This is a genomic window from Streptomyces viridochromogenes, from assembly GCF_001270495.1.
In the GTDB taxonomy this organism is placed as follows: Bacteria; Actinomycetota; Actinomycetes; order Streptomycetales; family Streptomycetaceae; genus Streptomyces; species Streptomyces viridochromogenes_A.
This window is the reverse complement of sequence record NZ_LGUR01000207.1, coordinates 47,931-61,946: the sequence shown is the minus strand read 5'-3', so window position 1 is coordinate 61,946 and position 14,016 is coordinate 47,931. Positions and strand designations below refer to the sequence as shown.

Below are 14,016 nucleotides of genomic sequence, written 5' to 3'. Positions count from 1 at the left end.
GTGGGGTGGGGTGGGGTGGGGTCCGGGCCGCCCCGACGGATGGGCGGGCGACCCGGACGGCTGCTCAGTTCTCGTGCAGGCTGAGCGCGATACCGCGTCCGGCGGCCACGTCCACGACCGTGCCGGTGGACATGGCGCCGTAGCGGCGGGAGGCCAGGAGGAGGAAGGCGCCGACGTAGTCCTGAGGCTTCGGGGCTCGGCGCAGGGGCCCGTGCTTCTCCATGATGTCGTCCATGGGCAGGGAACTCAGCGGTGTGTCCGCGTAGTCGAGGGCGGCGGGTCCGCGCAGGTCGGTCGACATGCCGCCGGGGGCCACGGCGTTCACCCGTACGTCGGGAGCCAGCTCCCAGGCCAGTTGGCGGACGAGGCCGAGGCCGGCGTGCTTGGACGACACGTACAGGCTCCCTCCGCCGCCCGGGTACAGGGCGGCGTTCGACAGCGTGACGACCAGTGAACCGTTCGTCGCCCGCAGGGCGTCCAGCGCGGCCTTCGCGCCCAGCAGCGGCGCCTTGACGTTGAGGGCGTACACCTCGTCGAAGGCGGCGGAGATCGCTTCGTCGGGCAGGTCCGCCAGCCGGGCGGAGAAGTCCCACAACCCGGCGTTGGCGACGAAGCAGTCGAGCCGGCCGAAGGCGTCGAGCGCGGCGGCGACCGTCTCGCGATTGTCGGCGAGGAGCGTGGCGTCGCCCTCGACCACCCGCACCCGCTCCGGCCCGAAGTCCGCGCGCAGCACCTCGGCCTTGGCCGGGGAGCGCTCCAGGACGACGACGCGGGCGCCCTCCTCGACGAGGCCGTCGACGAGGGCCCGGCCGAGTCCCGAGCCGCCGCCGGTCACGGCGACGACCTGGTCCTCCACCCAGCCGGTGTGCGCGCTCATCAGAACATCACGCTCATGTTCTTGCTGAGGATCACCGACTGGTCGAGGACGATCCGGCGCCGGCTGATCCGCAGGCCGTCCGGGGTGCGCCGGAAGCGGTCCGTGCGGCCGCAGACGAAGGAGTCCTGCTCGTCCTCCAGGCGGTTGCGGACGATGAGGAGGTACGAGGTGACGGTGAACTCCCCGGCCTTCGCGTCTTCCTCGCCGATGACGACATTGGTGAGCAGGTGCCGCACCCGGGGCAGCGGGTCGTCGGCCCACGCCTTGCCGGTGGCGATCTTGGCGATCCGCTCCGCGAGGAAGGGCTTGTCGTCGTCGATCAGGGCGAGCGCGTCGTCGTGTTCGACGGTCTCCGGGTCCCGCGAGGAGTGGTTGCGCCGGATCGGCATGTAGTACCGGAGGTCGTCGGTGAACAGCGCCAGCCAGGCGTCGTAGTCGTGCCGGCCGAGCAGGTCCGCCTCGTGGTAGAGGAACTGCTCGACCTCGTACTGGAGCAGCAGCCGCTCCACGGTGATGCCGGATGCGGTCTCGGGCAGGAGGGCGGTCATGCGATCACCGCTTTCGCGGACTCGGTGACGGGGGTTTCAGAGGTGGGGCTTTGGGCGGCGGGGGTCTCGGGGGCGGCTTTCTCGGCCGGGTGCGGTACGGCCATCAGCTCGGACCAGCGCCGGTAGAAGTGCCGCTGGTTGATCTCGCTGTACACGGTGTCGACGGTTCCGGGGAACTCCGGGAAGTCCTTGTTCGGGCCCCGGCCGACCCCCATCCCGTAGTGCAGGGGCAGCGACGCGGTGACGAAGCCGTCGCTGCCGCTGGTGCTGTAGTTCCACTGCTCGGCGTCGTCCTGCTCCCAGGTGCCGGACGCGCTGAAGTGCCGCTGGTAGTCGAGGAGCAGCGCCCGGCGCACGGCGGGCGGGGCGTTCTTGGGAAGGATCGACCAGGAGTGCACCTCCATGGCGTCGGGGCCCTTGGGGTGCCAGACCCGCAGGGTCCAGCGGTTCCACAGCAGGGACAGGTTCGGGAAGGCGGTGCCGTGGATGAAGACGGCGCCTGTGGTGCGGGCGGGCCCGAGGCGCTCGGCGGCGCGCTCCAGCATGTTCCCGATCCAGTCCTCCACCTCGGCGGAGAAGCCCTGCGCGTGCCAGTAGGGGTAACCCGGGTAGCCGCCCAGACCGTGGCCGCCGGGAAGCCCGACCTGGAAGCCTTCCTCGGGCGGACGGATGCCCTTGCTGTGCGGCGCCTCCGCGATCAGCGCCGACAGGTGCGTGGAGTAGGCGTGGTACATGTCGCCCGCGAACTGCTCGGCACCGAGCTTCCAGTTGCCCCGCATACGCCACCGGTGGACACCGGCGGCAGCCGTGGTGCCCTCGCCATCGAGGTCGACGAGCGCGTCGAGGTAGTACGTGAAGTCACCGAGGTACTCGGTCAGCGGCGGGATCTCGGTGTCCCACGTGCCGAACACGAGCCCCTTGTAGGTCTCGACGCGCGGCACCGCCGCCAGCCCCCAGGCGGAGTGGTCCAGCCCGTCGCCGTAGGCGGCCTCCTCCTCGGGAACGCTCAGCAGCGCCCCGTCGGTGCCGTAGGACCAGCCGTGGTACGGGCAGGTGAACGCCTTGGCGTTGCCGGAGTCGTAGCGGCACACCCGCATGCCGCGGTGGCGGCAGGAGTTGAGCACCACCTTGTACGAACCGTCCCGCTGCCGGGTGACGATGACCGGGTCGGCGCCCATGTAGGTGGTGAAGAAGTCGCCGGGCTTGGTGAACTGGCTCTCGTGGGCGAGGAACAGCCAGCTGCGGGCGAAGACCCGGGCCAGCTCCTGCCGGTGCAGGACGGGGTCGGAGAAGATGGACCGGTCGATCAGTGTCTCGGCGTCATCGGCGAAAGCCCTGCCGCGTTGCAGACTCATGCCGTCTCCGTTCGGTGTGCGTGTGGGTGGATCGGGAGGGGCGCGCCGCTCAGCGCGTCAGGAACCGGGTGAGCACCGCGTTGAACTCGTCGGGCTTCTCCCACTGCGGCCAGTGGCCCGCGTCCGCGAAGGGATAGAAGTCGGCGCCGATCACGTCGGCCCAGTACTCGCCGTAGTCGAGGCCGTGGCCCGGGTTGTGCTCACCCCAGACCACCAGCGTCTCGGGGCGCCAGGACTTCAGGTCGTCGTGGGTGTACGACTGCTCGTAGAGGTGGGGCCCGAACGTGCCCTCGTCGAGGTTGAAGACGCGGCGCAGCGATCGGTTGACCTCGGGGTCGGAGTAGATCCGCTGGCGGAGCGAGACCATGTCGTCGGTCATCCGGTCGGGCCGGGAGACCAGCCACTGCAGCCGGTTGCCGATGTTCTCGACCGTGGGCTCGGTGACCGCCAGCGCGGAGAGCTGACCCAGGTTCGACGCCCCGCGGGTGGCCGTCGCGAATCCCGCGCGGTCGGGGCGGTTGAGGTAGAACCCCGCGTTGAGGACCATCCGGTCGAAGCGTTCCGGGTGGTGGACGGCCAGGTTGACGCCGAGCTGCGCCCCCATGGACTCGCCCTCGTAGAAGACACTCCTGTGTCCGAGGGCGTCGATCAGGTCGATGACGCCGTCCGCGAGCTGGTCGTACATACGGGGCAGATCGAGGCCGGCCTTGGAGGAGAAGCCGTGGAAGCGTGCGTCCACGGCGTAGACGTGGAAGTGCTCGGACAGGGCCCGCAGATTGCGGGCGAAGGTCTCCGCGTGCCCGCCGATGCCGTGGTACATGAGCAGCGGTGGGCCGTCGGATCCCGCCTCGATGACACGGTGGTGCCACCGCCTGCCCTCGACGAAGCGCACCTGGCATCCGGCGAGTTCCGCCGCGATCGTGCCCCATTCCGCGTACGGGCGCTCGGTGACCGGTTCCTTCAACTGCAAGTGGCGAGCCATGACGGGCCTTTCGGTGTCCGGTGCGGGGGTCAGTACTGCCAACCGGGCTCGGGGCCGCGGACGTTGTCCGGGGTGCGCTTGTGGCCCCACCAGCTCTCGACGGGGTAGCGGTGCTCCACGGCCTCCCAGCTGTCCTCGTCGATCTGGAGGCCGAAGCAGCCGTATTCGAGGTCGAAGCCGGAGGGGGTGCGGACGTAGAAGGACAGCATCTCGTCGTTGGAGTGCCGGCCCAGCGTGTTGACCAGCGTCGCGGCACCATCGCGGCACTTGTCGTAGGCGCGGCCCACCGCGTCGAGGTCGTCGGCCTCGAACATGATGTGCAGCAGGCGCGCTCCCATGCCGGGAACCGAGGCCAGCCCGATGCTGTGGTGACGGGGGTTGCAGCGCAGGAAGTAGGCGTCGCTCGGGCCCTCGGGCATCCGGTCGCTGATGCGGAAGCCCAGCAAGCCGGTGTAGAAGGCGAGCGCGGCCTCCATGTCGGGGACGAGGAAGAAGGCGTGGCCGAAGCCGAGGCCCTTCGTGCCGTGGGTGACGAACCGGGCCCCTGTCGGGGACACGAAGGCGGTCTCGCCGTACATCTGGCCGTAGAAGATCTCCACGGTGGTGCCGGCCGGGTCCTCGACGACGATCAGGTCGGTGACCTGGCGCCGGGCGGCGAGCTCGGCCTGGTCGCGCTTGACCGCGACACCGTTCTTCTCCAGCTTCTCGGCGAGCTCGGACAGGGCCGCCGCGTCGCGCACCTCCAGGCCGAGGTGGGAGAGGCCGTCGGCGTCCGCCCGGCGGATCTCCGCGCGGTAGGCGCGCTCGTCGGCTCTCAGCCGCAGCGCGCCGTCGGGTCCGTCCACGGCCTGCAGGCCGAGGGTGTCGGTGGCGAACGTGCGCCACGCGTCGACGTCGGTCGCCTCGATCCCGATGTAGGCGAGAGCGATGACTTCACTCATGAGACGGGCTCCTTGATCATTGCGTCGTCGATCTCCACGTAGACCTCGCCGTCCTCGACGCGGACGGGGAAGGTACGGAGGGGTTCGGTGGCGGGCAGGGTCAGTGCCTTGCCCGTGCGCAGGCAGAACTTGGCGGAGTGCAGCGCGCACTCCACGACGGCTTCCTCGACGAAGCCGTCGGCCAGGGAGAACTGGCCATGGGTACAGGTGTCCGCGGTGGCGTGGTACTCGCCGTCGGAGTGGAACAGGGCGACGGGCGGCTCTGAGGGGACGACGACGGCGTCGCCCTCCTCCAGTTCGCCCCCCGCGCAGGCACGGATCCAGGGCATCGGAGGTGCTCCTTCGTGTGGTGCGTGGAAGGAAGTCTCAGGCGGCACCGGCACCGGACGCGAGCGATCGTTCCAGTGGTTTGAACGCCTTCGCGGACTTCGCGAGCGCGCGCAGGTTCGTGTCCGGTGAGGAGAGGTCCGCTGTCACCACCGGAGCGCCGGTTTCGATGAGCGGCCGGACGGTCCGCAGGTCCTTCGGCCGGTCCAGGGCCGCCGCGGCGGTGATACGGCCGTCACGGAGCCAGAAGCCGAGGAAGGAGGTGTCCGTGGCGTCCTCGCGCAGCACGAAGGTGTGACCGTCGGCGAAGCGGCCGTACATCTGCAGGGTGTGGCCGAACTGCTCCGAGTAGAAGTACGGCAGCTCGGTGTGCTCCTGATCCGCCGCCCCCGCCATCACGGCACCGGCGACGGCTCCCTGCTTCTGTGCGTTGTCCCAGTGCTCGACGCGTCCGGGGGCGGGGAGGTGGGGGTTCGGCTGGCACGTGACGTCGCCGGCGGCGAGGATCCACGGATCGCTGGTGCGGCACTGCCGGTCGACAACCACGCCCCGGTCGCACACGACACCGGCGCGCTCGGCGAGGCCGGAGTCCGGGCGCACCCCCACCCCCACCACCACGGTGGCCGCGGGCAGCACCTCGCCGGTAGCCAGCCGGACGCCGTCGACCTGGCCGCTCCCGGTGAACTCCAGGACCGACACCCCGGTGCGGACACGGACGCCGCGGCGCGTGTGCAGACCGGTCACCCGTCCGGCCAGGTCCGGCCCGAGCGGCCGCTCCAGCGGTCGGGGCGCCTGTTCGACGACGGTGACCTCCGCCCCCGCCTCCCGGGCCACCGCGGCGACCTCCAGGCCGATGAACCCTCCGCCGACCACCACCACGGGGCCACCGCGTCCGAGCCGGCCGGCCAGTTCCCGCGCGTCGCGCACATCCCGCAGGGTGAGCACGCCGGGCAGGCGGACGCCGGGGACCTCCGGCAGCAGAGCCGTGGCTCCCGTCGCCAGGAGCACGCGGTCGGCCCGCAGCGCGCGGCCGTCGTCCAGCACGACGAGGCGGCGCGCGGGCTCGAGGGCCAGCACACGCGTGCCCAGCAGGAGGTCGACGTCCCGCTCGGCGTAGACCTCGGCAGGCACGATGGGCACGACGAACCGCGACTCCGTACCGGTGAGCGCCTTGGACAAGGGCGGGCGTTCGTAGGGGAGTTCGGCGCCCGCGTCGACCACGGTCACCTTTCCGGCGAATCCGTGGTCGCGCAGGGCGAGTGCGGCGGCGACGCCTGCCGCACTGCCCCCGACGATCACGTGATGCTCTGTGCTGCCCCGCATGTGTTCCTCCGCTCCGTGCCGGACGGCAGAAAGCTAGGAAGCCCTCGGCGGTCTCGGCACGCGGACGTTCCGGCCGCCGGAACGCGGGCAGTTGTCGTCCCGGTGGCCGGAACGCGGGAACCGCGACCACCGGGATCTTCCCTACGTTGCGGCCCATGCCGCCTCACACCGACATTTCCCCCGACGCACGCCGGGCCATGACCTTGACCCTTGCCTGCTCCGCGGCGCTCTCGGCGTCCCTGCAGACCGTGGTCGTGCCCCTGGTGCCGGGGATCGGCAGGCAGTTGGGAGTCGGTGTGGGCGCGGCCGGCTGGGTCCTGACGGCCAACCTGTTGTCGTCGGCCGTGCTCGCTCCGGTGCTGGGACGGATGTCCGATCTGCGGGGCAGACGGTCGCTGATCCTGCTCTGCCTGGCCTCGGTCGTCGTCGGTTCCTTGCTGTGCCTGGGCTCCGCGTCCCTGCCGGTGTTGATCCTCGGACGGGTGCTGCAAGGTGCGAGTGGGGCCTTGTACACCCTGGCGGTGAGCCTGGTGCGGGAGGAGCTCCCGGCCCACCGGGTGCCCGGCGCCACGTCGCTCATCGCCGGGGCTCTGGGCCTGGGCGCGAGTCTCGGTGTCGTCATGGCGGGTCTGTTGAGCGGCACGGGCGGTGACTACCGGCTGGTGTTCGCCGTTCACTGCGTTCTCGCCGCGGCGCTTCTGGCCACGGCGGTGCGAACGCTGCCGCGTGCGGTGCGGACGGGCAGCGGTGGACGGGTGGACTGGTGGGGGGCGACGCTCCTGGCCGGCTTTCTCGTCGCGTGGCTCACCGTGCTCTCCCAGGGCCGCGTGTGGGGCTGGTCGTCGCCCGCCGTGCTGGCCGCGACCGGCGGGGGCGCGGTGCTGTGCCTGGTCTTCGTGATGGTCGAGCTGCGTACGCCCGAACCGCTGGTGGACCTGCGGGCGTTGCACGGCAGGAGTGTGCTGTTGATCAACGGCCTGGCGCTGCTGAGCGGAGCGCTCATCATCGTCGGACGGCTGCCGGTGTCGCAGTTCGTGCAGACACCCCCGTCCCTGGCCGGGTACGGCTTCGGGGCGTCCGTCCTGTCGGCCTCGCTGGTCTTCATGGTGCCGGGTCTGGTGGCGGCCATGGGCGGGTCCGTTCTGGACAGCCGCCTCGTCAAGCGGTACGGGGGCTGCAGTGCCGTGGTCGTGGGCGGTGGTGCCGGGTGTGCCGGCTACGTGGGCCTGGCCCTGCTGCACGACGCCGCCTGGCAGCTGATGGTCTTCGGAGCCGTCGTGGCTGGCGCGGTCAGTGTCGGCGCCTCGGCACTGCCGGTGCTGCTCGCCCGTCACGTCCCGGCCGAGGACTTCGGCGCCGCGAACGGCATCAACGCGCTGAGCCGCTGGATCGGTTCGGCGGCGGCGAGCGCCGCGGTCGCGGCCCTGCTGACCGCGCCGGAGGGACGGAGTTACCCGCAGTCGTCGTCGTACGTCCAGGTGTTCCTGCTCGGCGCCGCCCTGTCCGCGGCCGTGGTGGTGATCGGCGGCTTCACCGGGAAAGCGGTGACATCGGGAAGGGATGCCGTGCGGGCCGCGGACCGGACGGCCGGCGTCATGCGGGCAAGCTGGGGTTCGCGCGTCGGCCGATCACCGCGAGGACGGCGTTCAGGGCGCGCCGCAGGCTGGTGACGTAGTCCTGGCCTGTCGACGAGTAGGCCACGGTGGCGCCGTCGGTGATGTCGAGCGTCATGGCGGCCAGCTCCCGTGCGACCGCCGCGGCGTCGGCCAGACCCGCGTCACGGGCGACGGGTTCGATCACCCCGGCGATGCGATCCACGAGGATTTCGTGGATGTGTAGCGTCTCCGAGCGCACGTCCAGATCGTCGTGCTCGTGCAGGCGCAGCAGGAGGTACACCCGAAGGTACCTGGGGAACCGCTCGAAGACCTCAGCCGCCCGCATGTAGTAGCTCTCCAGCCGCTCGAGGGGCGAACCGTCGAGGCCGGTCCCGGTGGGCAGGGCGTCGAAGAAGCGCTCGGTCCCGTGCCGGAGCACGCCGACCGCCAGGTCGGCTTTGTTCTTGAAGTGCCAGTAGAGAGAACCGACCGGCAGACCGGCCGCCTTGCACACCGCGGAGATCGACATGGCGGCATAACCGCGCCGGGCGAGCAACTCCTCCGCCGCGTCGAGGAACACCTGCTTGGACGATGCTCCGGCCTCTTGTGTCATGCGCGTATTGTCCTCGAACCCGGCGGCCACGGAGCTGACGGCGGGTCGGGCTGTCACAGAGACCCCGAGGCGTGTGTCAGAGACCTGGACGCGGCGGCAGCCGTTTCCCGGAGCGGCCTGATCAGCACATCACCGTTCCCCGAGGCCGCCGGGAACGCCACCGACAGGGCCGCGACGACCTGGCCGCCGAGACGCAGCGGTGCCGCGACACAGCTGAGCCCTTCGACGGCCTCGCTCCGGTCCCTGGCGACACCCTCTCCTTCGATCCGACGCAGCTCACGCCGCAGCACCACCGGATCGACCACGGACTGAGCGGTCCTGCCGCGCAGGCTTCCGCTCAGCACGGCGTCGCGTTCCGCCGCGCCGACGTGTGCCAGCAGCACCTTGCCGACTCCGGTGAGATGAGCGGGCAGACTCCCGCCGACCACGGTGGGCAACGGCCGGGCCGAACGGCTGCGCAGCTTCTCCAGATAGATCACGTCCGCTCCCCGGAGCACGGCGAGGTGGAGCGTCTGACCGGTGGCCCGGTGCAGGGCCTCCATGTGTGGCAGAGCGACGTCCCGCAGGGCCACCTCGGGGGAACAGGACCCGAGCTGGAACATCGACAGGCCCATGCGGTAGCGGTCGCCCTCCCGGACCACGGCGCCGAGCTGGGTCAGCATGCCCAGCACCCGGTGCACCGTCGACTTCGGCAGCTCGCTGCGCCGGGCGACCTCGGCCAGGGGCATGCGGCGATTGTTCTGGTCGAACGCGTTCAGGACCGCGAAGGCCTTGTTCAGGATGGAGGGGGTCGCTGCGAGCCGGGCGTCCTGGATGGCAACGGCGACCGGGGCCGTCTCGGGCATGTGGCCTCCACCGCTAGAGGGATCGTTCTAGTGAGGGAAGCTACGTACGCATGTCGGGTCTGTCAACGGTGTCGTCAAAATGGTCATACGGGCCATTCCTTCACGAAGCCCGGCCCAGGTATCCCCGAGCCGGCCCCCGGCCCGTCGCCCACACCACCCGGCTCTTCCACACCCGGGCCGCCGAACGAACGTGTCCCGCTCTTTCGGGTTCCGACAGCACGACTGCCGCAGGAGACATCCCGAGACGTTCCACGCCCAGGTGATCCGCACCGGATTCGCCGAACCGGTGGCGCGGTCAGGTCGGTTCAAGCACCGCCGGACCGCAGGACGGACAACAGCGCGTCCCGGCACGGGCGCGGCGCGTACAGCGACGTGCGGGCCGAGAGCCGGACAGCACACCCGGGCGGCCGCCAGACGCAGTTGTTCCGCGACCGACGTCATCTGAGACCGCATGGCCCTGCGACGCCGAGAAGGCACATGGGCGGCGCTGAAGACACGTGGATTTCGATGCTTTGCGATGGCTGCCCTCGTCAGGTCACCCGCCACGACCGCATCGCCGACGATGGTGGTGGTCACCGTGAACGTGCGCTACGGAGTGGGCGCAGCAACTTGGGAAGTGACGGCGCTTGCGCGGCCATACGATTGCTGACCTGCGTGGATTCCCGGTTTCCGTATCGGCGCGCGGGCCTTTCCACACTGCCGTCCACCGTGGGTGTCCCCCACTGGCGGGCACGCTGTGGGTACGGCTTCGAAGCGCGACGGGCCGCGCTTGGCCTGCGGTAGTGATCGGCATCGAGGTGTTCCAGGCCGGTGCGGCCGGATATCGTGAACTGCTGGGGTGGGCCGGGGTGGAGGAGAGGAGACCGGCTCTTTCGGGGCGGCACTGCTCCGCTGCCTGCTGGCTCGGGGCGTGGACGTGTTCGACGTGAACCGGGCCGAGCGCCGCCGGCGCGGCAAGTCGGACCCGCTCGATGCCCAGAACGCGGCCCGGGTGGTGCTGATCGTGCGGGTCCGGGCCCGGATCAAGGCGGGCGATTGACCGGTGCGGCGCGGCCGGATGTACAAACTCGCCCAGGGCTCGGCAGCCAAGGCCCGCCCTCAGGCGGTCAACCCGCTCAAGGTCGTCCTCGTCACTGCCGGCCCCGAACCTTCTGGAAGAACTGGCCGGGATGAACGATGCGGAACCTTTCCGTACCTGCGCACGGCTCGCCGACGACAGCAAGAGCCCTGTTCAAGATCCCTCAGCCGAGACCTGGCTCACCCGTCCACAACCTCCCGAGACCGAACACCTAGGCGGCGCAGCCCGACGAATGCGATGGCGGTCTCGCTGCGGATCTGTTCATCGGCGTGGGTCGGTCGGTGCCGTCAGGCCCGCACATCGTAGAGCGCGGCGAGTTCGGCGGACACCGCGGCGAGTTCGGCGCGGGCCTCGGGCGGGTCGAGGACCTCGACGGCGGCGCCCAGGGAGAGTAGACCGCGTACGTCGGGAAGTTCGCGGAAGGCGAGTTCGGCGCGGACGCAGCCACCGTCCGTGGTGCGAGGCGGGGCGACCAGCTGGGAGGTGAACAGGCGCTGGAAGACGTCCAGTTGCTCGCGGCGCACGCGGCAGCGGACGCGGATGCCGTCCGGCAGGCGCTCGAAGCGTTCACGCAGCAGGGCCCAGACGCTGGCGAGGTTCTGGCCGGGACGGCGGTGGACGGGTTCGTCGGTGACCGCGGCGGCAAGGACGCGGTCGGCGCGGAACAGCCGGGGCTCACCGTCCCGGTCGGCGACCAGGTACCAGATGCCTGCCTTGCTCACCAGCCCGTACGGGTCCACGGTGTGGCTGCGCGGTTCGCGGGCGTCGCCGCTGCGGTAGGTCAGCTGGAGCCGGCGGTCGGTGAAGGCGGCGTGCTGGAGCTCCGCGAGGTGGGCGTCGGAGGCCGTCTCGGTGCCGTGCATCCAGCGGACGGGGTCGACGAGGATGCGCTCGCTGGTGCGTGCGGCGTCGCCGCGGTGCGGGGCGGGCAGCGCGGCCATGACCTTCCGCAGCGCCGAGCGGATCGCCTCGCCGAGGCCCAGCGCGTCGTGCGTGCCCTCGGTGGCGAGGACGAACAGGGCGCGTGCCTCGTCGTTGGTCAGCCCGGTGACGTCGGTGCGGTAGCCGGGCAGCAGCCGCACACCGCCACTGCGCCCGCGCTCCGTCCACACCGGGACGCCGGCCGCGGACAGTGCCTCGACGTCCCGGTAAACGGTGCGGACCGAAACCTCCATGCGTTCGGCGAGCTCGACGTGGGAGATCCGCTCGCGGGTCTGCAGGAGTAGCAGGATGGACAGCAGTCGGTCGGCTTTCACACGAGTGAGCGTAAATCCTGACGCCGGGTGTCACGTATGGGCGGAATGCTCATTTCCGCCCTCCAGGACCAGATGGCCGCCCTGCGCTGGGTAGGGGACAACATCGCCTCCTTCGGCGGTGACCCCGGCAACATCACCCTGGCGGGGCAGTCCGCCGGCGCCTTCTCCATCGCAGCCCTGCTGGCCGCCCCCGCCGCCACCGGCCTTTTCCACAAAGCGATCCTGCAGAGCGGCAGCACCTCCCGGATCTTCGACCGGGCCACCGCCACCACCCTGGCCGAGGACCTGATCACCGCACTTGGCCTCGACGGCCCGGAGGACCTCCTCACCGTCACCTGCTGGCGGATCCTGGACGCGCAGAGCACCGTCGTCACCGGCGACATCGGACAGCGCAACCTGCCCGGCGGCCGGTCCTGGGGTGCCGTACTCGACGGCAGCGTGCTGCCCGTCGCCCCGCAGCAGGCCGTCGCCGACGGCGCCGCCGCCGGCATCCCCCTGCTCGTCGGCGCCACCCGCGACGAAGTCCGCGTCTTCCAGATGATCGGCGGCGACTCCTTCCGCCCCGAGGACGAAACCGCCCTGTACACCGAAATGCGGCGCGCCGGAGTCACAGACCCGGACAAGCTCCTCGACGCCTACCGGAACCGCACCGCCGACCCCGACGACCTGTCAGCCCTGCGCGGCGCCTTCCTCACCGACGCCCTCTACCGGATCCCGGCCACGCGTCTGGCCCGGGCCCAGGCAGGGGCGAGAGGCCGCGCCTACCACTACCTCCTCGTCGACGAACCGTGCGGACCGGCCATGGGCGCCTTCCACGGCGCCGACCTGCTCCACGTCTTCGGCAAACTCTCCGACGTCGGCGCCGACACCCCCGAACACCGCACCGCTCGCGACACCCTCGTCGGCGCCTGGGCCGTCTTCGCCGCCACCGGCTCCCCGGGCTGGCCGCCGTACGACCCGCAAGCCACGGCCAACTCCCGCGCCATCGGCGGCTCCCCGGCCCACGCCGACCACATGATCACCGAACCCCCGGCCGACGACGTCACCGCGCTCTGGCGCACCCGGTCGTCCTGACGCACTCGTGATCGAAAGCGGCCGGCTTTGCGGAAAATGCCCTGGGAATCCTGACGCTGCATGTCACGTATGGCGCGGAATGCTGTCTGTCGTCCCGAAGATCGCGCGAGCGAGACGCTTCCGAGGAGCAGAGCACTATGTCCTACGCCTTCGATCCGGAGCTGGCCCATGTTGTCCCCATGATCAACGATCTGCCGTTCACCGACATCGCCGCCGCCCGCGCGGCCGAGAAGGAGATGACGGCGAACCTCCCCGTGTACGAGCCGGCCCGGCCGGTCGACGTCCGCGACACTCTCGTCCCGGGGCCTGAGGGCGCACCGCAGGTCCCGGTCCGGATCTACACCCCGGCCGGCGCCGAGGCGGCGGACAGCGGCCTGCCCGGCCTGGTGTACATGCACGGCGGCGGATACGTGCTCGGCAGTCCGGACTTCTGCCACTCCGACCTGCTGCGCATCGCCGACCAGGTCGGCGCGGTCGTGGTCTCGGTGGGCTACCGGCTCGCGCCCGAGCATCCCTTCCCGGCCGGACTGGAGGATGCCTACGCCGCGCTGGTCTGGACGGCCGGGCACGCGGTGGAGCTGGGCATCGCTCCGGCCCGGCTGGCAGTCGGCGGCGACAGCGCGGGCGGCGGACTCGCCACGGCCGTGGCCCTGCTGGCCCGGGACCGCGGTGGTCCGGCGCTCCGCATGCAGTACCTGGGCGTTCCGATGCTGGACGATCGGCTGGAGACACCGTCGATGCGGGCCTTCACCGACACTCCGGTGTGGAACCGCCCCATCGCCGAGATCTGCTGGAGCCACTACCTGGGCGGCGAGGGCCGCCGCGGAGGCCCCGACGTTCCCGCGTACGCGGCCGCGGCCCGTGCCGGGGACCTCTACGGGCTGCCGCCGGCGTTCGTCTACGTCTGCGAGTTCGACCCGCTGCGGGACGAAGGGATGAGCTACGCGCAACGGCTGGTACAGGCGGGAGTCACCACCGAGTTCCACCTCTACCCGGGGACGTTCCACGGCTCGGTGGGGCTCACGGGCGCGGCCATCAGCGAGACGATGCTCGCAGACGTGATGGACGGGCTGCGGCGAGGGCTGCGCGTGCGTTAGCCCAGCTGGGTCGTGGACCGCTGCGTCCAACTGCACGGCGGCTACGGTTACATGCTCGAACACCCCAATCCCATCTGAGCACCAGGTGACCACCGGGACCAGGTG

The 14,016-nt window shown here is 71.0% G+C and carries 14 protein-coding genes; 4 read left to right on the top strand and 10 right to left on the bottom strand.

All coding sequences use genetic code 11. The annotated features are described in order from the left end of the window. Positions 1 to 64: 64 nt before the first annotated feature. From hcaB to ADK36_RS25450, 7 genes are read right to left on the bottom strand one after another with little or no spacing between them, the layout of a single operon-like run. Positions 65 to 877: a 3-(cis-5,6-dihydroxycyclohexa-1,3-dien-1-yl)propanoate dehydrogenase gene (gene hcaB / locus ADK36_RS25480; protein WP_078916119.1), complete on the bottom strand. Its 813-nt coding sequence runs from the start codon at positions 875 to 877 to the stop codon at positions 65 to 67. Further along, entirely contained in the window at positions 877 to 1,425 is a 549-nt protein-coding gene (locus tag ADK36_RS25475) for an aromatic-ring-hydroxylating dioxygenase subunit beta (protein WP_048580393.1), read from the bottom strand. The genes hcaB and ADK36_RS25475 overlap by 1 nt, the downstream gene beginning before the upstream one ends. Further along, positions 1,422 to 2,780 carry an aromatic ring-hydroxylating dioxygenase subunit alpha gene (locus ADK36_RS25470; protein WP_053084655.1) on the bottom strand — a complete coding sequence of 453 codons (1,359 nt, stop codon included), beginning with the start codon at positions 2,778 to 2,780 and terminating at the stop codon, positions 1,422 to 1,424. The genes ADK36_RS25475 and ADK36_RS25470 overlap by 4 nt, the downstream gene beginning before the upstream one ends. A gap of 49 nt (positions 2,781 to 2,829) precedes the next feature. Next, complete coding sequence (locus tag ADK36_RS25465; RefSeq protein ID WP_048580392.1) at positions 2,830 to 3,762, bottom strand: alpha/beta fold hydrolase; 933 nt, start codon at positions 3,760 to 3,762, stop codon at positions 2,830 to 2,832. A 29-nt stretch (positions 3,763 to 3,791) separates the two neighbouring features. Next, positions 3,792 to 4,703, bottom strand: coding sequence for a VOC family protein (locus tag ADK36_RS25460; RefSeq protein WP_048580391.1), 912 nt, complete (start codon positions 4,701 to 4,703; stop codon positions 3,792 to 3,794). Then, positions 4,700 to 5,032 (bottom strand): bifunctional 3-phenylpropionate/cinnamic acid dioxygenase ferredoxin subunit, encoded by a 333-nt coding sequence (locus tag ADK36_RS25455; protein ID WP_048580390.1) that lies wholly within the window; start codon positions 5,030 to 5,032, stop codon positions 4,700 to 4,702. Before ADK36_RS25455 ends, ADK36_RS25460 begins: the two co-directional genes overlap by 4 nt. Positions 5,033 to 5,069: 37 nt before the next feature. Then, positions 5,070 to 6,353, bottom strand: coding sequence for an NAD(P)/FAD-dependent oxidoreductase (locus tag ADK36_RS25450; RefSeq protein ID WP_048580389.1), 1,284 nt, complete (start codon positions 6,351 to 6,353; stop codon positions 5,070 to 5,072). Between the two features lie 155 nt (positions 6,354 to 6,508). Between ADK36_RS25450 and ADK36_RS25445 the strand changes: the two genes are divergently transcribed. Next, positions 6,509 to 8,023, top strand: a complete 1,515-nt coding sequence (locus ADK36_RS25445; RefSeq protein WP_053215246.1) for an MFS transporter — start codon at positions 6,509 to 6,511, stop codon at positions 8,021 to 8,023. Here ADK36_RS25445 and ADK36_RS25440 read toward each other — a convergent pair. Together ADK36_RS25440 and ADK36_RS25435 are read right to left on the bottom strand one after the other, a co-directional pair. Next, positions 7,947 to 8,591 (bottom strand): TetR/AcrR family transcriptional regulator, encoded by a 645-nt coding sequence (locus ADK36_RS25440; RefSeq protein ID WP_159391198.1) that lies wholly within the window; start codon positions 8,589 to 8,591, stop codon positions 7,947 to 7,949. The two genes, ADK36_RS25445 and ADK36_RS25440, sit on opposite strands and share 77 nt — an antisense overlap. A 23-nt stretch (positions 8,592 to 8,614) precedes the next feature. Then, positions 8,615 to 9,406 carry an IclR family transcriptional regulator gene (locus ADK36_RS25435; RefSeq protein ID WP_199830242.1) on the bottom strand — a complete coding sequence of 264 codons (792 nt, stop codon included), beginning with the start codon at positions 9,404 to 9,406 and terminating at the stop codon, positions 8,615 to 8,617. Positions 9,407 to 10,316: 910 nt separating this feature from the next. On the opposite strand from ADK36_RS25435, the gene ADK36_RS51015 reads away from it, so the two are divergent. Continuing rightward, on the top strand, positions 10,317 to 10,445 hold the full coding sequence (locus ADK36_RS51015; protein WP_267887420.1) for a hypothetical protein: 129 nt from the start codon (positions 10,317 to 10,319) through the stop codon (positions 10,443 to 10,445). A 326-nt stretch (positions 10,446 to 10,771) separates the two neighbouring features. Here the strand turns inward: ADK36_RS51015 and ADK36_RS25425 are convergent, their stop codons facing one another. After that, a complete protein-coding gene (locus ADK36_RS25425) occupies positions 10,772 to 11,740 on the bottom strand; it encodes a helix-turn-helix transcriptional regulator (protein WP_048580385.1) in 969 nt (322 codons plus the stop codon). A 36-nt stretch (positions 11,741 to 11,776) separates the two neighbouring features. Between ADK36_RS25425 and ADK36_RS25420 the strand changes: the two genes are divergently transcribed. Continuing rightward, positions 11,777 to 12,814, top strand: a complete 1,038-nt coding sequence (locus ADK36_RS25420; RefSeq protein ID WP_053199184.1) for a carboxylesterase family protein — start codon at positions 11,777 to 11,779, stop codon at positions 12,812 to 12,814. A gap of 137 nt (positions 12,815 to 12,951) precedes the next feature. Continuing rightward, a complete protein-coding gene (locus tag ADK36_RS25415; protein WP_053199182.1) occupies positions 12,952 to 13,911 on the top strand; it encodes an alpha/beta hydrolase in 960 nt (319 codons plus the stop codon). The last annotated feature ends 105 nt before the right edge of the window (positions 13,912 to 14,016 follow it).